General features: G+C 61.5%; 19 protein-coding genes and 1 tRNA gene. 8 read left to right on the top strand and 12 right to left on the bottom strand.

What is annotated here, in order from left to right:
• Nucleotides 1-185: 185 nt before the first annotated feature.
• Entirely contained in the window at nucleotides 186-1,148 is a 963-nt protein-coding gene (gene ispH / locus DUGA2_RS10715; protein ID WP_070269276.1) for a 4-hydroxy-3-methylbut-2-enyl diphosphate reductase, read from the bottom strand.
• Nucleotides 1,149-1,155: 7 nt separating this feature from the next.
• Nucleotides 1,156-1,611 (bottom strand): peptidylprolyl isomerase, encoded by a 456-nt coding sequence (locus tag DUGA2_RS10710; RefSeq protein WP_070269275.1) that lies wholly within the window; start codon nucleotides 1,609-1,611, stop codon nucleotides 1,156-1,158.
• A gap of 90 nt (nucleotides 1,612-1,701) precedes the next feature.
• Here DUGA2_RS10710 and radC point away from each other — a divergent pair, with 90 nt between their 5' ends.
• From radC to rpmG, 3 genes are all read left to right on the top strand, one after another.
• Nucleotides 1,702-2,376 (top strand): DNA repair protein RadC, encoded by a 675-nt coding sequence (gene radC / locus DUGA2_RS10705; RefSeq protein ID WP_070269274.1) that lies wholly within the window; start codon nucleotides 1,702-1,704, stop codon nucleotides 2,374-2,376.
• A gap of 161 nt (nucleotides 2,377-2,537) precedes the next feature.
• The gene (gene rpmB / locus DUGA2_RS10700; RefSeq protein ID WP_008451488.1) at nucleotides 2,538-2,774 is read left to right on the top strand and encodes a 50S ribosomal protein L28; all 237 of its coding nucleotides are present in this window, start codon (nucleotides 2,538-2,540) and stop codon (nucleotides 2,772-2,774) included.
• A gap of 13 nt (nucleotides 2,775-2,787) precedes the next feature.
• Nucleotides 2,788-2,955, top strand: coding sequence for a 50S ribosomal protein L33 (gene rpmG / locus DUGA2_RS10695; RefSeq protein WP_008451489.1), 168 nt, complete (start codon nucleotides 2,788-2,790; stop codon nucleotides 2,953-2,955).
• A 58-nt stretch (nucleotides 2,956-3,013) separates the two neighbouring features.
• Here rpmG and DUGA2_RS10690 read toward each other — a convergent pair whose 3' ends face one another.
• The 6 genes from DUGA2_RS10690 to DUGA2_RS10665 form a co-directional block, all read right to left on the bottom strand.
• Entirely contained in the window at nucleotides 3,014-3,523 is a 510-nt protein-coding gene (locus DUGA2_RS10690) for a hypothetical protein (protein WP_070269273.1), read from the bottom strand.
• A 62-nt stretch (nucleotides 3,524-3,585) separates the two neighbouring features.
• Nucleotides 3,586-4,788, bottom strand: a complete 1,203-nt coding sequence (locus DUGA2_RS10685; protein ID WP_070269272.1) for a fatty acid desaturase — start codon at nucleotides 4,786-4,788, stop codon at nucleotides 3,586-3,588.
• A gap of 111 nt (nucleotides 4,789-4,899) precedes the next feature.
• Nucleotides 4,900-6,279 (bottom strand): mechanosensitive ion channel family protein, encoded by a 1,380-nt coding sequence (locus DUGA2_RS10680; protein WP_070269271.1) that lies wholly within the window; start codon nucleotides 6,277-6,279, stop codon nucleotides 4,900-4,902.
• Between the two features lie 99 nt (nucleotides 6,280-6,378).
• Complete coding sequence (locus DUGA2_RS10675; RefSeq protein ID WP_008451494.1) at nucleotides 6,379-7,683, bottom strand: RsmB/NOP family class I SAM-dependent RNA methyltransferase; 1,305 nt, start codon at nucleotides 7,681-7,683, stop codon at nucleotides 6,379-6,381.
• 18 nt (nucleotides 7,684-7,701) lie between these two features.
• The gene (purN, locus tag DUGA2_RS10670) at nucleotides 7,702-8,313 is read right to left on the bottom strand and encodes a phosphoribosylglycinamide formyltransferase (protein ID WP_008451497.1); all 612 of its coding nucleotides are present in this window, start codon (nucleotides 8,311-8,313) and stop codon (nucleotides 7,702-7,704) included.
• A gap of 124 nt (nucleotides 8,314-8,437) precedes the next feature.
• Nucleotides 8,438-8,824 carry a barstar family protein gene (locus DUGA2_RS10665; protein WP_020701514.1) on the bottom strand — a complete coding sequence of 129 codons (387 nt, stop codon included), beginning with the start codon at nucleotides 8,822-8,824 and terminating at the stop codon, nucleotides 8,438-8,440.
• Nucleotides 8,825-9,272: 448 nt separating this feature from the next.
• On the opposite strand from DUGA2_RS10665, the gene DUGA2_RS10660 reads away from it, so the two are divergent.
• From DUGA2_RS10660 to DUGA2_RS10640, 5 genes are all read left to right on the top strand, one after another.
• Complete coding sequence (locus DUGA2_RS10660; protein WP_070269270.1) at nucleotides 9,273-9,791, top strand: glycine zipper 2TM domain-containing protein; 519 nt, start codon at nucleotides 9,273-9,275, stop codon at nucleotides 9,789-9,791.
• A 118-nt stretch (nucleotides 9,792-9,909) separates the two neighbouring features.
• The gene (locus DUGA2_RS10655) at nucleotides 9,910-10,704 is read left to right on the top strand and encodes a spermidine synthase (protein ID WP_070269269.1); all 795 of its coding nucleotides are present in this window, start codon (nucleotides 9,910-9,912) and stop codon (nucleotides 10,702-10,704) included.
• A 63-nt stretch (nucleotides 10,705-10,767) separates the two neighbouring features.
• Nucleotides 10,768-12,582 (top strand): GspE/PulE family protein, encoded by a 1,815-nt coding sequence (locus DUGA2_RS10650; protein WP_070269376.1) that lies wholly within the window; start codon nucleotides 10,768-10,770, stop codon nucleotides 12,580-12,582.
• Between the two features lie 72 nt (nucleotides 12,583-12,654).
• Nucleotides 12,655-12,730 (top strand) — tRNA-Lys (locus DUGA2_RS10645).
• A gap of 251 nt (nucleotides 12,731-12,981) precedes the next feature.
• Nucleotides 12,982-15,162, top strand: a complete 2,181-nt coding sequence (locus DUGA2_RS10640) for a hypothetical protein (protein ID WP_070269268.1) — start codon at nucleotides 12,982-12,984, stop codon at nucleotides 15,160-15,162.
• 82 nt (nucleotides 15,163-15,244) lie between these two features.
• Here DUGA2_RS10640 and DUGA2_RS10635 read toward each other — a convergent pair whose 3' ends face one another.
• From DUGA2_RS10635 to DUGA2_RS10620, 4 genes are all read right to left on the bottom strand, one after another.
• The gene (locus DUGA2_RS10635; RefSeq protein ID WP_070269267.1) at nucleotides 15,245-15,877 is read right to left on the bottom strand and encodes a CocE/NonD family hydrolase C-terminal non-catalytic domain-containing protein; all 633 of its coding nucleotides are present in this window, start codon (nucleotides 15,875-15,877) and stop codon (nucleotides 15,245-15,247) included.
• 329 nt (nucleotides 15,878-16,206) lie between these two features.
• On the bottom strand, nucleotides 16,207-17,184 hold the full coding sequence (locus DUGA2_RS10630; protein ID WP_070269266.1) for an alpha/beta hydrolase: 978 nt from the start codon (nucleotides 17,182-17,184) through the stop codon (nucleotides 16,207-16,209).
• 75 nt (nucleotides 17,185-17,259) lie between these two features.
• A complete protein-coding gene (locus tag DUGA2_RS10625; RefSeq protein ID WP_070269265.1) occupies nucleotides 17,260-18,777 on the bottom strand; it encodes a tryptophan halogenase family protein in 1,518 nt (505 codons plus the stop codon).
• 106 nt (nucleotides 18,778-18,883) lie between these two features.
• Nucleotides 18,884-22,006 carry a TonB-dependent receptor gene (locus DUGA2_RS10620; protein WP_070269264.1) on the bottom strand — a complete coding sequence of 1,041 codons (3,123 nt, stop codon included), beginning with the start codon at nucleotides 22,004-22,006 and terminating at the stop codon, nucleotides 18,884-18,886.
• Between the last annotated feature and the right edge of the window lie 50 nt (nucleotides 22,007-22,056).

Below are 22,056 nucleotides of genomic sequence, written 5' to 3'. Positions count from 1 at the left end.
TCATGATGCAAATTTCATGCCTGAACCGGTATCATCCCCTGCGAGCGCCCTCTCCGCCGTTCCCCCATTTATAAGCCGAAACGACAACTTTTTAAGAGCGAGGCAATGATAGCGAGATTTTGGAAAAACTAACTGCGGAATAACGGCAATATGCGAAATATAATTCCGTTCCATCCCGAAAGTTGTTAAACCACGCCCTCGGCCGGTGCAGCTTTCTGTCCATCCAGGCCCTTGGGCAGCGGGAAAGTCACCGCTTCCTGCACGCCATCCAGGATGCGCACGCTGCGCGCGCCCAGTTGCTTCAGGCGGTCGATGACGGCGTGCACCAAAACTTCCGGCGCCGACGCGCCGGCCGTGACGCCCACGCGCACCTTGCCTTCGAGCCAGAGCGGATCGATCTGCGTGGCGTTGTCGACCATATAGGCCGGCGTGCCCTTCTTCTCCGCCACTTCGCGCAGGCGGTTGGAATTGGAGCTGTTCGGGCTGCCGACCACGATCACCACTTCCACCTGCGGCGCCATGAATTTCACGGCTTCCTGGCGGTTGGTGGTGGCGTAGCAGATGTCGCCCTTTTTCGGCTCGATGATGGCCGGATATTTGCGTTTCAGCGCCTCGATGATGTCGGCGGTGTCGTCAACCGACAACGTTGTCTGGGAGACATACGCCAGCTGGTCGGGTTTGGTGACGTTCAGCTTGTCGACGTCGGCGACGGTTTCGACCAGGTACATGCCCTCTTCGGTCTGGCCCATCGTGCCCTCGACTTCAGGATGGCCGTCGTGGCCGATCATGATGATCTCGCAGCCCTGCTTGCGCATCTTGGCCACTTCCACGTGCACCTTGGTGACGAGCGGGCAGGTGGCGTCGAAGATGCTGAGGCCGCGCGATTCCGCTTCCGCCCGCACCGCCTTGGACACGCCGTGCGCCGAGAACACCAGGGTGTTGCCGGCCGGGACGTCGTCCAGGTCTTCGATGAAGATGGCGCCCTTGTTGCGCAGGTCTTCCACCACGTAGGCGTTGTGGACGATTTCGTGGCGCACATAGATAGGCGCGCCGAACTGGGTCAGCGCGCGCTCGACGATTTCGATGGCGCGGTCGACGCCGGCGCAAAAGCCGCGCGGCTGGGCCAGCAGGATTTCTTTATCGCTCATGGGTTCCTCACAGCACGGAGATCAGTTGGACTTCGAATTTCAGCGGCTGGCCGGCCAGCGGGTGGTTGAAGTCGAACAGACAGGTTTCCTCGCCCAGCTCGCGCAGGATGCCGGCGAAGCGGCCGCCACCCGGCGCGGCGAAGTCGACCAGGTCGCCTACTTTATAGTCGGCGCCCGGCACCGAGTTCTCGTCCAGCGTGGCGCGGGTGACTTCGCGCACCAGTTCCGGGTTGCGCGGGCCGAAGCCGACGCCCGGCTCCAGCTCGAAGGTCTTGTGCGTGCCTTCAGGCATGCCGACCAGCAGCTCTTCCAGCACCGGCGCCAGCTGGCCCTGGCCCAGCATCAGCGTGGCGGGATTTCCGCCGAAGGTTGTAACGATATCAGTACCGTCCAACGAGGCAAGACGATAATGCAGTGTTAAGTAGGCCGATTTGGTGACGACAGCAGGTTGCGCGTTAGACATGACGTGAGATTCGGTAAGCTGGCAAAGGCTCTATTGTAAGCCACCTTGCCGCTCGCGCCCGTCGTCTGTGCTGATTTGCGGAGGATATCGATGGCAATCAAGGAATGGCCGCCGGAACGGCGCCCGCGCGAGCGGCTGATACGCGAGGGCGCGGCGGCGCTGTCGGACGCGGAATTGCTGGCGGTTTTCCTGCGCACCGGCATCCCCGGCAAGGATGCGGTGCAACTGAGGCAGCAGATATTGCACCATTTCGGTTCGCTGCAAGCCATGTTCGGGGCCAGCCTGGAGGCGTTTTCCTCGCTGCGCGGGCTGGGCCCGGCCAAGTTCTCGCAGCTGCAGGCGGTGATGGAGCTGGCGCGGCGCGCGATTCTGGAGGAAATCAAGGCCGGCCAGGCGCTGAACTCGCCGCGCGCGGTCAAGGAATACCTGCGCATCACCTTCAGCGGCAAGGACTTCGAATCCTTCCACGTGCTGTTCCTCGACGTGAAGAACCGCCTGATCGACGCCCGTGAAATGTTTCGCGGCACTTTGACGCACACCAGCGTCTACCCGAGGGAGGTGGTCAAGGCGGCGCTGGCCTGCAACGCGGCCAGCATCATGCTGGCCCACAACCACCCGTCCGGCACGCCCGATCCCAGCGAATCGGACCTGCTGCTGACGCGGGCGCTGGTGCAGGCCATGGCGCTGGTCGATATCCGCATCCTCGACCATTTTGTGGTCGCCGGCCACCAGGTGCACTCGTTTGCCGAGCACGGCCAGCTATGAGTTTACCCCTATGCGCTCAAGGGTTTACGAGCGAATCCACAATTGTTAAATATTTTAAGATATGCGAGACACAATTGTTTTTCACAAGTCATTGAAAAAGCTGAGTTTTTTGGATATACTCTTGTTTTTCCAATTGTGGAATGTCTTTTAAGGAGTGCGTTATGGCACGTGTTTGCCAAGTTACTGGGAAGAAGCCGATGGTCGGCAACAATGTTTCCCACGCAAACAACAAAACCAAACGTCGTTTCCTGCCTAACCTGCAGAACCGTCGTATTTTTGTTGAATCTGAAAACCGCTGGGTCTCCCTGCGTCTGTCCAACGCTGGTCTGCGCGTAATCGACAAAGTCGGCATCGATGCCGTACTGGCCGACATGCGCGCCCGTGGCGAAAAAGTCTAATTAGGGAGCTACCATGGCAAAAACTGGCCGCGACAAAATCAAACTGGAATCGACCGCAGGTACGGGTTTCTTCTACACCACCACCAAGAACAAGCGCACCACGCCTGCTAAAATGGAGATCATGAAGTTCGATCCTAAAGCACGCAAGCACGTCATGTTCAAAGAAACCAAGATCAAGTAATTCGATCTTCGCTTCTCGTAAAAAAGCCGCTCAGCATCAGCTCAGCGGCTTTTTTGTTTTACAGGCAGCCTTCGATGTACTGCACTTCCTTCCAGGCGCCGGCGTAGATCGCGCCAACTTTGCCTTTGCTGGTGTCGAAGCGGATCGCGTACTGGCCGCCGCCTGCCTTGACGGTCAGGGTCTGCTCGCTGTCGTCGTAGGCCTGCGGCGCGGACGTCACCGCTTCGCCGTAGACCTGGCGGATCTTTTCCACCGGATCGCCCAGGCCGATGCCGCGCTCGGACTGGATGCCCTCTTCCATCACATCCACCCGCTTCAGGACATCGCCGACAAACATCAGCAGCAAACCGGGCTGGCGTGCAGGCTCCAGCTGGAAGCAGTTGGGCGTGCCGCGCAAGGCTTTCGGCGTGCGCTCCATGTGGTCGCCCAGCACTTTGTTGACGGTGTCGAAACGCATGCCTATCTTCAGCGGACCGGCGCCATCGAAACGCACGGTCCAGTCGCCGGCATGGGCGGCGCACATCGGCAACGCCAGCGCCAGGGCGGTCAAAAAAGCTCGCAATTGCATGATGCTCCCTGAAATGAAAAACGGCTCCGAATTCGGAGCCGTTTTATTGTATCAATACTTTCTTATGCGTAGCTGCGCAGGCGGAACGAGAAGTCTTGCAGCGACTTGATGCCCGACGCTTCCGCGCGGTTGCACCAGTCTTGCAGCTTGTGCAGCAACTGGTCGCGGGTGAAGTGCGAACGCTCCCAGATCACGCCCAGTTCCACGCGCATGGTGTGCATGGTTTCCAGCGCTTTGCTGTGCTGGAACAGTTCCACCAGCTGTTGCTGCTGCGGCGCTTCCAGCTTGCCCGGCTCGCGCTGCAACAGCTTGCGCGACGATTTCAGGAAGCGCGCTTCCAGCTGGGCCTTGTCTTTCAGGTGTTCCAGCTCTTCCTTCCAGGCGTGCTTGACCGATTTGGCGTACTTGGCCATCACGTCGTAACGGTTGGCGATGACCGATTGCAGCGTGTCGAAGTCGGCTTCCACTTTGCCCTTGGCGAACTTCGGCTCCGGTGCGCGTTTCTTCACCTTGGCCAGGCCCATCATTTCCAGCGCGCGGATGTAGCCCCAGCCGATGTCGAACTCATACCATTTCGACGACAGCTTGGCCGAGGTGGCGAAGGTGTGGTGGTTGTTGTGCAGCTCTTCACCGCCGATCAGGATGCCGAACGGGATGATGTTGGTGGCCGCGTCGGCGCAATCGTAGTTGCGGTAGCCCCAGTAGTGGCCGATGCCGTTGATGATGCCGGCCGCCGTCACCGGGATCCACATCATCTGCACTGCCCACACGCTGATGCCGATCACACCGAACAACACGAAGTTAATCACCAACAGCGCAGCCACGCCCTGCCAGCTGAAGCGGGTGTACAGGTTGCGCTCGATCCAGTCGGTCGGCGTGCCATGGCCATACTTTTCCATGGTTTCCAGGTTCTTCGATTCAGCGCGATACAGCTCGGCGCCTTCCCAGAACACTTTCTTGATGCCGCGGGTGACAGGGCTGTGCGGATCTTCCTCGGTGTCGCACTTGGCGTGGTGCTTGCGGTGGATCGCAGCCCATTCCTTGGTCACTTGGCCGGTGGTCAGCCACAGCCAGAAACGGAAGAAATGGCTAGGAATCGCGTGCAGCTCCAGCGCACGGTGCGCCTGGTGGCGGTGCAGGTAGATGGTGACGCTGGCGATGGTGATGTGGGTTACGATCAGCGTATAGAAGAACACTTGCCATGCGGTGAGTCGGGTGACGCCGTTAGACAAAAAATCCAGTACATCATATAAACTAAAAATCATTACTACTCCAAAGTGGGCATGTCTCGCTGTGCGGTCGTTCCGTCAAGATTGCGTTTTTAGCAGGCGCAGGAAGTCCGTCAGTCTTACTTTTGCTCGTCATTGTACGCTGATTTAACCGTGATTAGCGGAAGGATTTCCCGTAGTCACCGATGAATTCTTCGGCACGGTCGTGCTTTCCGGAGCTGATAATTGCTCGGGCACGGGGCCAAGGATGCGCATTTCCCGCTGCGGGAATGGCACGGAGATATTGTTCTCCTTCAGCGCGCGCCACACCGCGCGGTTGACGTCCGAGATCACGCCGCCGCGGCCGTTCTGCGGATCGTTGATCCAGAATCCCAGTTGCAGATCCAGCCCGTCCGCGCCAAAGCTCAACAGCTGCGCCGACGGCAGCTTGTCTTCCTTCAGCACGCGGTCCACTGTCAGCGCCGCATCTTCCAGCAGCTTGAGCACGGTATCGACATCGGTGTCGTAGGCCACGGAGACCTTGGTCGAGATCCACAGCATGCTGCTCGACAGCGAGGAATTCTGCACCGCGCCCGACACCAGCATCTCGTTCGGCACGATGGACTCGACGCCATCCAGGCCCTGCAGCACGGTGTAGCGCGTGTTGATCTGCGTGACGCGGCCGCTGTATTTGTCGACGGTGATCATGTCGCCGATGGTCAGGCTGCGGTCGAGCAGGATCACGAAGCCGGACACGTAGTTGCTGGCGATCTTCTGCAAACCCAGGCCCAGGCCGACGCCCAGCGCGCCGCCGAACACCGACAGCACGGTGAGGTCGATGCCCACCAGCGACAAGCTCATCAGCACCGCCACCAGGATCAGCACGGCGCGCGCGGTGCGCGCCACCACCACCCGCAGGTTGGAGTGCATGCCCTGCACCTTCATCAGCTGCTCTTCCAGCGCGGCGCCGGCCCACAGCGCCAGCATCAGCAACACCACCACCGACACGGTCGCCTGCAGGATGTCGGCGATCGACACCTTGTATTTACCGATAGGCAGGATGGTGCCGTCCAGGTAGTCGAACACATCGACCCACACGCCGGTGATATACAGCACGAACGCCAGCCACACCAGCAGCTGGAACACTTTCTCGAACGCCAGCATGGTGGCGCTGACATGGCCGTGACGCGCAAACACGCGGCGCAACAGGTAGAAGGTAAAGCGTATCACCGCCAGCGAACCGAAGATCGGCAACGCCAGCCTGAGCATGTTGACGTGGAAGTGGTACTTGGCCAGCACCACGCGCGCCAGCGCCAGCAGGCCGACCACCGCCAGCGGCGCCATCACGCGCCCGAAGCTCTCGACGCCGAAGCGCAGCATGCCGCCATGCGTATCGTCCTGGCGGCCGAAACGCTTCTTCAGCAACCGCGTCAGCCCAAAGCCCAGCAGCACGGAAACGATGATGGCGCCGACCTGCCACAGCAGGCTGGGGTCGTTCAAGTCGCCGGTGAGGTCGTCGATCAGGTTGAGCAAGGGTTGTTGGTTCATCGTGTGGAAGCGCGGAATGACTGAGATGCGTAGATTAACGTAAAAAAGGCCGGGCGGTGTACACACCTGCCCGGCCTTTGCGCTGCGTACCGAGGAAGATTATTCCTCGACCGCTTCGTCCTCGTCCTTGACGATAACCTTCTTGGCCATAGGCTTGCGCTCGAACACGGCGGCGAAGAAGCCGTCGGTCTGGTGCTTGTGCGGCAGCAGCTTCAGATAGTCGCCCATCTCCAGCTCGATGCGCTGCTCGGCCAGCACCTTGTTCATCGGCACCAGCTCGAAGTCCGGATGGGTATCGAGGAATTGCTTGGCGATGAATTCGTTCTCGTCGTCCAGGAAGCTGCAGGTGGCGTAGACCAGGCGGCCGCCGCCCTTCAACAGACGCGCGGCGCCGGCCAGGATGGCGGCCTGCTTGACTTGCAGTTCGCCGATGGCGCTAGGCTGCTGGCGCCATTTGACGTCGGGATTGCGGCGCAGGGTACCCAGGCCCGAGCATGGCGCATCGACCAGCACGCGGTCGATCTTGCCGGCCAGGCGCTTGATCTTGGCGTCGCGCTCGTGCGCGATCTGCACCGGATGCACATTGGACAGACCGCTGCGCGCCAGACGCGGCTTCAGCTTGGCCAGGCGCTTCTCGGACACGTCGAAGGCATACAGGCGGCCGGTGTTGCGCATGGTCGCGCCCAGTGCCAGCGTCTTGCCGCCGGCGCCGGCGCAGAAGTCCACCACCATCTCGCCGCGCTTGGCGCCGACGATGGCCGACAGGATCTGGCTGCCCTCGTCCTGCACCTCGATATGGCCGTCCTTGAACAGCGGCAGGTTTTGCAGCGCGGGCTTTTGCAGCACGCGCAGGCCCAGCGGCGCGAACGGCGTCGGCGTGCTGCGGATCGGCGCTTCCAGCAGCTTGGCGGCCACGTCGTCGCGGGTCGCCTTCATGGCGTTGACGCGCAGGTCCAGCGGCGCAGGCGAGTTCATGCCGTCGGCGAGCGCCAGCGTTTCCTCTTCGCCCATCTGTTCGACCAGCTTGTCGAACAGCCACTTCGGCATGTTCGAACGGCTGGACTTGTGCATCACCTTGCGGTCGATCTGCAGGATGCGCTCGACCCACGCCACTTCATCCTCGGTCAGGCCGCCCAGCGATTCGACGCCGACCGCGTCCGCCATGCCCAGCAGCGTCAGGCGACGCATGGTGGCGCCGCCGCCCGCTTCGGAGAAATCGGTATAAAACGATTTATTGCGCAGCACGTTGTAGACGCACTCGGCGATGGCGCCGCGTTCGCGGCCGCCCAGGCGGTGGTGGTCTTTGAAATAGCGCGACAGGGTGGTGTCGGCCGGCGCGGCAAAGCGCAAAATCTCGCGCAACACTTCTTCGGCGTTGGCGAGTATCGCTGGTGGCAATCTCATGGAATTCCTTGGTTAGTTTTACTTTGTATGGTCCACGTGGACCGCGCCCTGCGCTATCGTCAACCTGTCTTCGACAAACCAGCGTATCGCCCGCGGATAAATCACATGCTCCTGCTGCAGTACGCGGGCGGACAGGGTTTCAACCGTATCGTCGGGCAACACGGGCACGGCGGCTTGCGCCACCATCGGCCCGTGATCGAGTTCGGCCGTCACGAAATGCACCGTCGCCCCATGCTCGGCCACGCCGGCGGCCAGCGCCTGCGCGTGGGTCGCCAGGCCGGGGAACAGCGGCAGCAGCGATGGATGGATGTTGAGCATGCGGCCGGCGTAGTGCGCGACAAACTGCTCCGTCAAAATCCGCATGAAACCTGCCAGCACCACCAGATCGGGCTGGAAGCCGTCGATCACGGTTTGCAGGGCGGCGTCGAATTCGGCGCGGCTGGCGTAGTCTTTGTTGGCAACAATAGCCGTCGGGATTCCATGCTCAGCAGCGAAAACCAGCCCGGAGGCGTCGGCGCGGTTGCTGATGACGGCGGCAATACGGGCGGGCCAGCGCTCGGCTTGCGCCGCGCGGACGACCGCTTCCATGTTGCTGCCGCGACCGGAAATCAGGATGACGATGTTTTTCATAGGCCGACATTGTACCTTGTTCATGCAGCCGGGACTACAACTGAACAAGATTTGTTGCAATGCAGCAGGACGCCTCGGGGCGTGGAAGACCCGCTCCGACGCTGGCGCGGGAGGGGATTCCGGCTTACTCGAAGGAGTAAAACACCCGGAACGGGACTTTCTTGTCGGCCCAGTAATCGGCGGCGTCGCGGAACACGTCCAGCAGGGTTTCCCGTGCTTCCTTGTCAAATTTTTGGGTATTAGGCAACTGTTCCAGCACCACCAGGAAGCCTTGCTGCGTGCCGGCGCCAGCCATGGTTTCGGTCAAAGTCGTCCGCAAACCATCGAAATTCTTGCCTATACCCTTGGGGAACTGGAACGATTCGGCAATGATGCCCAGGACTTGCTGCTTGGTCGCGCCGGCGATGCAGTGCGCGTACAGGAAGTGATGTCCGAGGCGGGCCGCTTCTTCCTGCAGCTCGACCACGCGGAAGGCGCGGATCGATTGCACGAGGTTGGGCGGCACGGTCATTAACAAACTCGTGTTTCCCTCAATCTGACCTGGAATGTACGGTGTGTCCACTTTACTGTCGGGAGTGCCTATTTTGTGAATTAAAGAGTAAATAATTTGAGCACCTGTCCACTTAACACGGCAAACTGGTCTGCGTTCGCCGTGGCTGATTCAATGTGTTTCTCGAATCCCATACGCATATTAGGGTAACGTGTTGTTCCTCCCAGATCAACACGAATGTGATGGCTCACGCAATATTTGTTAAAAACAGAACATTTTGAGCGGGTTTTAGGGGCTAAATGAGCACATTTCCCCCTTATGGCCGTGCGACGCGCTTTCGTGACCCCTGTTACAATTTGTTGCCATAGATACCTGTTTAGCACTAGTTGCGGGACGGTTGCAGGATTACCATAGAACCATGCAATATCAGAATCCCTGATAAGACATCCAAACTGACACGAGGTACCAAATGAACTTGCAAGCCAAACTGATCGCATCCGTACTGTGCGTAGGCTCCCTGCCCTTCGCTGCCCAAGCTGCCGATTTTGAAGATTTCGGCCGTGTGGTTCGCGTCACCCCGCAGGTCGAACAAATCAACCGTCCGCGCCAGGAATGCCGCACTGAATACGTCCAGGTGCAGCAGCCTGCGCCATCGCGCGGCGTCGGCGGCGCCATCATCGGCGGCCTGATCGGCGGTCTGGCCGGTAATCAGGTCGGCGGCGGCACCGGCCGCTCGGTCGCCACCGCGGCTGGCGCCATCGCCGGCGCCGTTGCAGGCGACCGCATCGACAACGCCAACACCCCGTCCAGCGGCGGCGTGCAGGAACAGCAAGTCAAACAGTGCCGCACCGTCGACCACTGGGAATCGCGCACCTCCGGCTATGAAGTCACCTACGACTATCGCGGCCGCAACTACACCAGCGTGATGTCCTACGATCCGGGCGAGCGCGTGCGCCTGCGCGTGGTCGTCGAGCCGATGCAGCGTTAATCCCCCGCCACTCCCCCAGCACTGCCGGTCCCGTGACCGGCAGTGTCGTTTTCAGGCTTGCTTTGCTGCAAGGCATCGCGGGATAATGCCGGTTCACCTCCTGTCGCTGCCGCCCCCCATGCTGATCAAACGAAAATCCATCGAACAAGTCGAATCCTCCCGCCCGGCCGCCAAGCCCGCTCCCGTGCGCAAGCCCAAATATGCGCCGGTGACGCTGTCGGAACAGGATGGCGTGCGCTATCTGCACTTTGGCACGGAATGGGTGCAGGGCGCGATGCGCATCCGCAAGCCCAACTGGCCGGAGCTGGAATACGCGCAACAGATGATGGCCTGGATGCTGTGGCAACAACAGCCCGCCCGCATCGCCCAGCTGGGCCTGGGCACGGCCACGCTGACCAAATACTGCTACGTCACTTTCCCTGAAGCCGCCGTCACGGCGGTCGAGCTGAATCCGTCGGTGATCGCGATCTGCGCCTCGATGTTCAAGCTGCCGGACAACGACGACCGCCTGAACGTGGTGGAGATGGATGCGCTCGACTACGTCAACGACGAAGCCAACGCCGGCACGCTGGACGTGCTGCAAGTGGACCTGTACGACGCCACCGCGCGCGGCCCGGTGCTCGACAGCGCCGAGTTCTACCAGTCCTGCAACGCCTGCCTGACTGACGACGGCATCATGACGGTCAACCTGTTCGGCGACCACCCCAGCTACGCGCGCAACATCAAGGCCATCAAGTTCGCCTTCGAGCAAGTCATTTGCCTGCCGCAGGTACATGATGGTAACGTGGTGGCGATCGCCTTCAAGCGCCAGCGCGCCATCGACCTCGCCGCGCTGGCCGAGCGCGCGGCGCAGATCACCGCCGACACCAAGCTGCCGGCCAAGACCTGGGTCAAGGGCATAGCAACGAAGTAAGCGAAGTAATCAGAGGGAATGCGGCAGCGGGCCGTTCCGCTGCCGACTTTTGAAAGTGGCATGATGTCCGCAACCTCCGCAACTGCCGTCACACCGCCCGCCAAACCGGCGCCGCTCGATCTGCAGCAGATCTACACCTGGCTGCTGGCCGACGGCATGATACGCAAGGCCGAAGTCAAGGACCTGTACGCGCACAGCCAGGGCATCCTGAAGAACGCGGTCGGCCCCATGCACCCGCTATGCGCGGTGGCGCATGGCAAGCTGCTGTCGGCGCTGCCGCCGCACAAGCTGCTGACGCTGGACGCGCTGTGCGAATGGCTGGCGGCGCGCACCGGCCTGGCCTTCACCCGCATCGATCCGCTGAAGATAGACTTCACCCGCGTGGCCGACGTGATGTCGGCCAGCTACGCGGCGCGCTTCAACATCCTGCCGCTGGAGCTCAACGGCGACACGCTGGTGGTGGCCACCGCCGATCCCTACGCGGTCGAATGGGAAGCGGAGATCGCCAAGATCTCGCGCCGCACGATACGCCGCGTGATCGCCAACCCGCTCGACATCGCGCAGTACATCACGCAGTTCTTCAGCCTGGCCAAGTCGATCAAGAAGGCCAACAAGAACAACACCAACGACCTCGCGCTGCGCAACAACTTCGAGCAGCTGGTCGAGATGGGCAAGACCAACAAGCAGGTCGACGCCAACGACCAGCACGTGATCAACATCGTCGACTGGCTGTGGCAATACGCCTTCGAACAGCGCGCCTCGGACATCCACCTGGAACCCAAGCGCGACATGGCGGCGATCCGCTTCCGCATCGACGGCGTGCTGCACCAGGTGTACCAGGTGCCGGCGGTGGTGATGATCGCGATGACCGCGCGCATCAAGCTGCTGGGCCGCATGGACGTGATCGAGAAGCGCCGCCCGCAGGACGGCCGCATCAAGACCCGCACCGCCGGCGGCCAGGAGATCGAACTGCGCCTGTCGACGCTGCCGACCGCCTTCGGCGAAAAGCTGGTGATGCGCATCTTCGATCCCGACGTGGTGGTGAAGACCTTGCCGGAACTGGGCTTCCCGGCCGACGACGCGCAGCGCTGGGACGAGCTGACCGCGCGCCCGCACGGCATCATCCTGGTGACAGGGCCGACCGGCTCGGGCAAGACCACCACGCTGTACACCACGCTCAAGGCGCTGGCGACGTCGGAGGTCAACGTCTGCACGGTGGAAGACCCGATCGAGATGGTGGAGCCGGCCTTCAACCAGATGCAGGTGCAACCGGGCATCGAGCTGTCGTTCGCCGACGGCGTGCGCGCGCTGATGCGGCAGGATCCGGACATCATCATGGTCGGCGAGATCCGCGACCTGGCCACCGCCGAGATGGCGATCCAGGCGGCGCTGACCGGCCACCTGGTGCTGTCCACGCTGCACACCAACGACGCGCCGTCGGCCGTGATGCGGCTGCTGGAACTGGGCGTGCCCTATTACCTGCTGGAGGCGACGCTGATCGGCATCATGGCGCAGCGCCTGGTGCGCACGCTGTGCACCGAATGCAAGAAGGACGACGGCGAACTGACCGACGACATCTGGCACAGCATAGGCGGCGCGTGGGACTTGCCCAAGCCGGCCGTCGTGTATCGCGCAGTGGGCTGCCCCGAATGCAGGCAGACCGGCTATCGCGGCCGCACCGGCATCTACGAGCTGCTGACGGTGACGGAAGGCTTCAGCGACATGGTGCGCGAGGAAACGGACATCCAGGCGCTGCGCCGCCAGAGCGTGGCCGACGGCATGAAGCCGCTGCGCATCGCCGGCGCGATGAAAGTACAGGAAGGCGTGACCACCGCCGACGAGGTGCTGAAGGTGACGGCGGCGCTGGGGATGAAATAGGAAGGGGATAAATTGTTTTCACAAAACCCTTTGCAGTCTGCGGCAGGCTGTATATAATACGGCCTCTTTCGGGGGTCGTTAGCTCAGCTGGTAGAGCAGCGGACTTTTAATCCGTTGGTCGCAGGTTCGAATCCCGCACGGCCTACCACGAATTTTAGCAGTACAGAAAAGGGTTTCCCGCTTCGGCGCGAAACCCTTTTTTACGTCTGTACAGAAATCATATCCCCTCCCCATCTTCTGTAGCTTGCAGATTTATAAATAGTATTTTCTTGACAACAATACCCTGGAAGCGCATACTGCGCATCCCTGAAGGGGTCAAGACTACCTGCGAATTACTTTGCCAGACAGCCAAGCCGATTTGCGTTGCGCCCCCGCGAGACAACCACAAAGCCGCCCATCATGCTACTTTTTTCCATTCGCAACCTGACCATCGCAGTGCTCGCCGTTACCATCGCGGGCTGCGGCGGCGGCACCAATACACCGCCGCCGCCGCCTCCGGTCGTGATCATCGACACCGACCAGGACGGCGTGGCCGACAGCGTCGATGCCGCCCCGAACGACCCGCTGTGCGCAGCGGCGTCTGACGCTAGCAACGGAGTCTGCTATCTGAAAACGCTGGCCAGTTCGCGCCTCAAGATCGTCGGCAACGCAAATGGGAAAATCGTTTTCAATTCCGAAGACGACGCATTGCGCCTCTATACGTATGACCTGAATACGAAGCACTTCCTCGGCCGCGTGAACATCACCGGTTATACCCCCACGACCTATGCCTACTCTGCCGATCACGCACGGGTGTATGTGGGAGACACGGATGGGAAGATTCACAGCTATTCCGAATCGCTGCAGGAAAGCGCGACCATCTTTGCCAGCGTCCCCAGCAGGATCAATGGACTTGTCGCCGTCGGAAAATACCTGATGGCGCAGGACGATACCGGCGCCTGGGAATCCCATCACTTGTTCGACAAGCAGGGGGCCAAGGTGGAAAGCAAGGACTGGAACTACTACTCACGGTACTACGACTGGAACCAGGCGACATCGACGCTGTACTTCTTCCGCGACAACAGTAGTCCCAACGACCTGATGTTCGAAGTGATCGACCAGGCCACCGGAAAAATCACCTCGTCCGGAGAGTCGCCTTACCACGGCTCCTATACCATTACCGGCCCTATTCGCTCGAACGCAGCGGGCACCAAGATCTTGCTGGGGAGCGGAGACATTTACGCCGCGCCGGGCCTGACCTGGCAAGGCAACATCGGCGCCACCCCGACCGATGCAGCCTGGATCGCCAACGATGAACTGCTCACCTTCTCGCCTTCCGGGGACAAGACGCGGCTGACGCGCTATAGCGCGAACCGGACCAAGATGGAAGAACTGCTTGTGAACGGCGAAGTATTGGGCGTGTCGATCGCTGGAAGCGTCAATTACCTGGTCGTGAAAAAGGCCACCCAGATCGAGATCGTCAATTACGTCCCGTCCAACGATACCGATGGCGACGGCGTCACCAACCTCGCAGATAAATTCCCGCTCGACAAAACAGCCGCGGTCGATTCGGACAACGATGGCTACCCCGATGCCTTCCTGGGAAGCTACACCGCCGCCGACAGCCCGACCGGGTTGACCAAGGACTTCTATCCGAACGACGCCAACTGTCACGCGCTGGACCAGGGCGATGGCGTGAATTGCAATGCCGCACTGGCGACGCCGGCCTACGTACCCGACCAGATTTTCTCGGACAGCGCCGGCACCATCTACCTGCTCAGCCGCGAAAATGGACGCCTGTATCGCTGGTCGAAGACGGCTGGCGCGTATCTGGCGCCGCTGGTGATCGGCCAGAAGGTGAATCAGGCGACCATGACGCCGGACGTCGTTGCCCTGTCGACCGGGCATAACCGCATCTACTTTGGCTATAAGTCTGGCCTGATCACCTACATCAGCCTCGCGGGCGACCCGCGTGAAACCCCCTTCGTCGCGGTTGCGACCCGGGTTCGCGGACTGGCCTCGGTGGGCAACTACTTGCTAGCGCAAGACGACAGCGGCGCTTGGGCGACCCACTACACTTTCGATAGCGCCGCGAAACTCATCGACAGCAAGGAGTGGAATTACTTCTCGCGCTCCTACGCATGGAACCCTACGCAATCGCGGGTCTACTTCTTCCGTGACGATACGAGTCCCAATGACGTGATGTACGAAACGATCGATCAGGCCACCGGCAAGATCGTTGGCAATGGTGAGTCGCCGTATCATGGCGACTATTCCATCAACGGCCCCATACGCGTTTCGACCGGGGGCGGTCGCATCGTTATCGGCAGCGGCTACATCTTCAGCACCAGCGATTTAAAAATGGTCAAGTCGCTCGGCACGAACTTTGTCGATGCCCAGTGGCTCGACGACGGCTCGCTCGTGACGATCGCAAGCACCGGCACGGGCAACGCCAAGGTGACGCTGTACAACGCCAGCTTCGCGGTGGTCAAAGACCAGGTCTTCGCCGGCGCGCCCCAATCCCTGGTCAAGACCGGGGGCAGCATCTTCGCCGTGACCGGCGTTGGCGGCAAACCGGTGATCAGTCTCTTCGCCCTCTAAGCTGGTTCAGCGGCTCGGCCAGGCCGGGCGAGCCGCCGAACAGTACGCGCCCGCCGCGCAAGCGGGCGCAACTTGGCAGTCTTCATGGCGGCACCAAGCGCAGGATCGGCGCCGTGATATAGCTGCGGTTCGACCACTCCACCTTCAGCTTCTCCTTCGCATCGGCGATCGTTTCATCGCTCACATCCTTGCCTGTGCCGTAGTTCAATTGCGAGAACGGGTTTTTGTTCACGTTCAGGTAGACCACCAGCCGGCTTCCCTTGCTCAGACGTTTGCTGACCAGCTTGGTCATGCCCAGCGGGATGCGCTCGAGCTTGCCAGGCGTGAGCAGCATGCGGCGGCTTGGGGCCTGCGCATAGCTGGCGCGATGGATGGTGTAGGAAAGGTGGAAGTACTTCCCTTCCGGCCTCAGCTCGTACACCGTCACGCCCAGGTCGAAGTCGCGCTTGTTGATGCGCGCGACGATCTCGCCGCCAAAGGCGCCGTTGTACAACACCTCCTCCGCGAACGGCTCGCCGATAAAAATGTAGCCGTTGCTCGTGTCGATCTCGTCGGTCACGATCGAACCCGGGTAGTAGTCGTTGTTGAACTGCTTGCGGTCCTGAAAATCGACCACCTGCTTGAGCATGGTCGGCTTGGCCGGCTGGGTCGCGCTCAGCAGGTGCGCGCCATGCTTGCCGGCGAGCGGCGCATTGCTTGCCGGCGAGCGGCGCATTGCTCAGGTACAGCTTGAGCGTTTCATTGCTCATCGCCGCCAGTGTAGGCGCGCTGCGCCACTGCCCGGTCCCCATGACCTGGTAGTTGATCTTGTCCTTCAACACGCCGGGCTTGGCCCCGCCTTTCAGGATGTAGTCCAGCCATTGATACGTGATGGCCTTGGTATCGATCAGCGCAGCGTCCGGCACTTCCATACCATTGATCAGCTTTTCGCCGCCGCGCTGCGCGCCGAAGTGGCCGTAAGGACCGATGATCAGGTAGTGCTCGGCGTTCGGCACATGACGCGGGCCACCGACAACAAGAGCGCGATGACTGCCAGGACATTCCTCACTGGCCGCCTTTCGAAGGAGGTTCTTCTTGGTGGCCTACCACGACGCCTATCGTCGTCAGCCACGTCTCGACCAGCTGCGGCCACTTCGTGATCGGGAGCGCAGTTGGACGAAGTCCGAACGCATGCTTACCGGCAGCGAACAAATGCATCTCGACCGGCACATTCGCCTTCCTCAGCGCCGCGTAATACAGCAGGGAAAACTCGACCGGATCCACCGGGTCGTCTTGCGCATGAATCAGCAAGGTCGGTGGTGCCTGCTTGGTGACGACGATGCGAGGATTGATCCTGGAAAGGTCGTCCTGATAGTTCACCGACATATGCCCGGGGTAAAGCGCCACCGCAAAATCAGGCCGGCTGCTTGCATGGTCGGCCTCATCCACAGGCCGGTAGATATGCTTGCTGGCCGTGCTGATTGCCGCGACCAGATGGCCGCCGGCCGAAAAGCCAAGAACGCCTATCTTGTTCGGATCGATTTTCCAATCGGCCGCGTGATAGCGAAGAAGACTCACCGCTCTCTGCGCATCCTGCAACGCCGTATGCACTTTCGGCATGACGCGCTGGTTGCGCACCGGATCCCAATGCGGTCCCGAGCCAGGAACGCGATACTTCAAGAGCACGCACGTCACGCCTATATCGGTGAGCCAGTCGCACACTTCCGTGCCTTCAAGATCGATGGCCAGCACCCGATAGCCGCCGCCAGGGAAGACGACCACGGCAGCACCGGTGTTCCTTCCCTTGGGCGAGTAGACGGTCATCGTAGGATGCGTGACGTTCGATACCTGCAGCCACGGCTTGCCCGCGACGGGCGCATCTTCGCGCAGCGTAGTTTCGTCTTCAGGTCCGGCGGCGGGTTGCGGGTTGGGGATAGCGCCAGGCCAAAGCGGCAATTGCGCATGTCCGGACGTAGGCTGCCAAGCACCTGCGCTCACGTTGGCGGAGACAATGATCGTGAGCACTGACAATAAAAATTTCAAAGGATTTCCACGAGCAGGCAAGATGGGAAGGGTGTTGGCAATATCTTAACACCCTTCTCTCTGCAACGTCCCCCACTAAAGCGCGGATGCCTTCCAGTAACGGTCTATCCATTGCCCGTGCGTGGGCATCGCGGCGACGGCGTGGGCCAGCGTGGCGCGCATGTCTTCGACGTATTGCACCAGCTTGTCCTCGGGCATGTCGTCGACAATCGGGTGGTAGCTTTGCGGCATGATGCGCTGGCCCAGCATCACCTGGACCCAACTCGGCAGCGCGAAGAAATCCTCGCCGTTGCGGAAGTAGCGCCCGTCGCTGCGGAACAGGTCCATCGCCTCCTTCAAGCTGTCCGGGACCGACATCGTGCGGCAGTAGTCCCAGAACGGCGTGTCGTTGCGCTCGGTCGCGTGGTAGTGCAGGATCAGGAAATCCCGTACCCGCTCGTATTCGAACGCGGATTCGCGGTTGAAGCGCTCGGCCAGCAAGGGATTGAAATCGCTGCCGGGGAACAGGCCCAGCAGCCTGGTGATGCCCGACTGGACCATGTAGATGCTGGTCGATTCCAGCGGCTCCAGAAATCCACTCGCCAAGCCCAGCGCCACCACGTTCTTGTTCCAGCACTTCTTGCGCATGCCGGGCGTGAAGCGCAGCGGACGCGGATCGGCCAGCGGCTTGCCGTCGAGATTGGCCAGCAGCGTCGCGGCGGCCTCGTCGTCGCCGATGTATTGGCTCGAATACACATAGCCGTTGCCGGTGCGGTGCTGCAGCGGGATGCGCCACTGCCAGCCCGCCGCGCGCGCAGTCGCGCGCGTGTACGGCGTGATCGGATCGATGCGCTCGCTCGGCACCGCCATCGCGCGGTCGCACGGCAGCCAGTGCGACCAGTCCTCGTAGCCGGTCTTCAGCGCCTGCTCGATCAGCAGCCCACGGAAGCCCGAGCAATCGATGAACAGCTCGCCGTCGACCACCTGGCCATTCTCCATCGTCACCGATTCGACAAAGCCATCGTCGGCACGCTGGTTCACGCCGACGATCTTGCCTTCGATGCGCTGCACGCCGCGCTGTTCCGACAGCTCGCGCAGGAAGCGCGCGTACAGGCCGGCGTCGAAATGATAGGCGTAGGCGATGTCGGCCAATGGCGAATTCGGCGGCGAGTTGCGGTCGCCGGGCACGAACTTGCCCTGCGGCGCCATCACCGTCTGCAACGAGTACTCGCCGATCTGCGCCGCCCGTCCGGACTGGAACAGCTTGAGCCAGAACTGGTGGAACGGCAGCGGCCCCAATGAGCGGCCGATCACGCCGAAGCCGTGGATGTAGCTGTCGCCGATGCGCGACCAGTCCTGGAACTGGATGCCGAGCTTGATCGTACCCTGCGTGCGCTTGACGAACTCGGTTTCATCGATGCCCAGCATCTGTCCGTTGAACATGCGGATGTGCGGAACGCTGGCCTCCCCCACGCCGACGATGCCGATTTCCTCGGACTCGATCAAGCGCACCGAAGTTTGCTTGCCGAGATAAGTAGCCAGTGCCGCAGCCGCCATCCAGCCGGCGCTGCCGCCGCCGACGACGACCACGCGCTTGATCCTGTTATTTGTCATGTCTCGCGCTCCGTTCTTCAAGCGAAAAAACCGGCCGTCGCCAGAGCAGGCAACGGCCGGAAGGGAAGACCCCTCACGCCGGCGGGCGCGAGAGGGGGGACGAAAATCAGAACTTGTAGTTCAGGCCAAAGTAGGCGATGCGGCCGGTGTAACCATTGGAGTAGAAGCGGTTCTTGGTATCGCTGCCCAGATGCGAGCTGCTCTCTTCCTGGGTCAGGTTCAACACCGAAGCGGTCAGGCTCAACTCCTTGGTGATGTTGTACGCCACGTTGATGTCGACCTGGCTGTACGGATCCTGGTACACGTTCAAGCCGTTGACCAGGCCACCCACCACTTCGCCGCGACGGTTGTACGAAGCACGCGCCAGATACTTGTCGGTTTCGTAGAACACGGTGATGTTCGCCTGGTTCTTCGCGCTGCCGACCAGCTGCGACTTGCCGATCTCCGTACCGTCGCCCAGGGTGATGGCCGCCTGGTTGGTCTTGTTGTACGTGTAGTTGACCTGGAAGCCGAGGCCGGACGCCAGCGTGTGCTGTGCATACATTTCGACACCCTGCGAGACGCCGTTACGGCCGCCGGCGGAAGTCGAGTAGTTCTGCACGACCACGCTCTTGCCGCCGACGTCCATGGTCACGTCACGCACCACCGGCACTGCGAAGTTGCTGACGTTCTTGCGGAACAGGTCCACGCCAAGCACCGAGCCGCGCTGGAAGTACCACTCCAGGCCGACGTCGAGCTGGGTGGCCTTGTACGGTTCCAGCTGCTTGTTGCTGCCTTCGCCGAACCAGCCCTGCTTGTCGCCGCCACCGATCAGACGGCGGTCGTTGACGTATTCCTGGCTGTAGTACTGCAGGCCGCCCGGCGCAGCGATGTCGCTGTAGCTTGGACGCGATACCACCTTCGATGCCGCCACGCGCAGCAGCAGGTCCGGACGCAGATCGTAGGCCAGGTTCAGGCTAGGCAGTATGTCGTTGTAGCTGCGGTCGAGCGAGCTGACCACGAACGACGAGGTGCGCGCGGTACTGTCCGGCAGCCTGGTGAAGCCGCTGGTGCAACCGGAGCCGGCAGGCGCGCCGGCCGCAGGCGCGCCGCCCGCCAGGCAAGGCGCAGGTGCGCCGTTGGGGCCGTTGAAGAAGTAGTCGTTGTAGTTGTCGACACGGTCGGTCGAGTCGGCATGCTGCTTGGTGCGGACCACGCGCAGGCCGACGTTACCACGCAGACGGTCGGTCTTGATGTTGGCCTGCAGGTAGGTCGACGAAATCTTCTCGTTGACGTTGTAGACGAAGTTGTCTTCGTTACGCGTCTGCATCGCGCCGTAGGTCTGGTTCAGGTAGGCGATGTAGGCTGGGTAGTTAATCGCCGGGAATGCGCTGGCGCTGATGCCGCCTGCCAGGTTGCCCAGCGATTCGCTGTACAGGAACTGCGGCTGGAACTTGTTGGCGGTGGAATCGCAACCGGCTTGATAACGCTTGTCGTAGTCTGCCGGGTTGGCGCCCTTGCACACCCAGTAGTTGTTGCCGGTGCTGCGGCTGGTGCCGCCGTCGCGGTACTTGCCGCCGAATTGCAGCGAGTCCAGCCACTTGCCGTCGTTGTGCCAGGTGAAATCGGCCTGGGCGTACTTCTGCTGCGTGCTGTTGCGGGTCCACGACGACGAGGTCGAGCCAAGGTCGATCTCGCCGATACCTTTTTGCAGATTGGCCATCAGTTGCGGCGAGAACGTCATGGTCGGCGTGCCGTTGGTGCTCCAGGCGCTGGCGTAGTTACCCAGCGTCCAGCTGCCGTCGGCGTTTTGCAGGCGCGGCTTGATCGGCATGCCGAATTGCAGCTCAGGACCGCCGCCGGCCCAGGTACGGCCGCCCTTGAAGGTGGCGTCCAGCGATTCGCCATGCCATTCGGCTTCGATGTCGGCGGTTTGCGACAGCGCCTTCTCGCGGTTGTAGCTGCCGGTGATCTGCGGCGTAGGAATGGTGCAATCATCGGGGCCAAAGCCGCCGGTATTCTTGATGCCGCCCGCCGCAGCCTGGGTGCCGCTGCAGTAATAGGTCTTGCCGGCATGCGCGCTGTAGTTCGCGCCGGTGACGATGGTGCCGCTAGGGTCGAAGGTCAGGCCGTCGAGCATGCGGCCACCCGGCCAGTTGCCGTCGCCGTCATAGCGCGCCAGGTTCCATTCCGGGATCTTCAGCGTGTTGGTCTGCGAGTTCTGCGACAGGTCGAAGCGGAAGTAGTTACCGGTCAGCGTCAGGTTGCGCACTGGCTTCAATTGCATGGTCAGCTGGCCGCCCTTGCGCTCGCGGTCCTCGGTCTTGACGTCGAAGTTGACCGAGGTCGGCATCATGAAGTTGGTGTAGTACTTGCCGGCCTGGTCGTAGAAGCCGGACTGGCCCCACCAGTAGCTGTTCATGTCGGACGGCTTGCCGTTGACATCGGTCGCTGGATGGGTTTTGTAGTTGTCGCCGTACCATTGCCAGTTCTCGGTGCTGGCGCCCATGGTGCGCGTGGTGCGTTTCTGCTGGGTGTAGCCGACCAGCACGCCGAAACGGTTGCCTTCGTCATGCCATGCATATTGGCCGGAGAACTGGCCGTCGGTTTTCTTACTGGTGTCGGCCCAGGTGCCTTCGGCGGCGACGAAGCCGCTGCCGGATTTGACTTCCAGCGGCCGGCGCGTGTGCAGGATCACGGTGCCGCCGATGCCGCCTTCGTCGATGCGCGCTTCGGGCGACTTGAACAGCTCGGCGCTGGACAGCATGTTCGCCGGCATCAGCATGTAGTTGAACGAACGGGTCGGGTCGCCGTTGGACTCGGCGGTGGCGATGTAGTTGCCGTTCAACTGGGTCAGGGTCAGTTCCGACGACAGGCCGCGGACGCTGACGTTCTTGCCCTCGCCGCCGCTGCGGTCGATGATCACGCCTGGCACGCGCTGCAGCGCGTCGGCCACGTTCTTGTCGGGGAACTTGCCGATGTCTTCAGCGGTGACGACGTCGACGATGGCGTTGGCGTTGCGCTTCTGGTCGAGGCTTTTCTCGATCGCGTAGCGGTAGCCGGTAACAACCACCGACTCCACTTGGTTGGGGTCGGTTTTCTTCTCGGCTGGTTTGGCGGCAGGCTGCTCGGCCGGCGCGACTTGCGCGTGGGCGCTGGTCAGGGCCATCAGTCCGAGGCCCAGGGCCGTGGCGATGGGCGTTGCTTGCCAGCGGCGCTGCCGTGAAGCGAGAGGTGGTTTGATTGTCATGTATGGTCTCCAGGTCGTGTGCCCGACGACGGGCTGTATTTTTTATGTGG

This window comes from Duganella sp. HH101 (genome assembly GCF_001758795.1).
Classification (GTDB): Bacteria; Pseudomonadota; Gammaproteobacteria; order Burkholderiales; family Burkholderiaceae_D; genus Rugamonas; species Rugamonas rivuli.
Note: the sequence above shows the minus strand (reverse complement) of the source record. Positions and strands in the feature narration are given on the sequence as shown.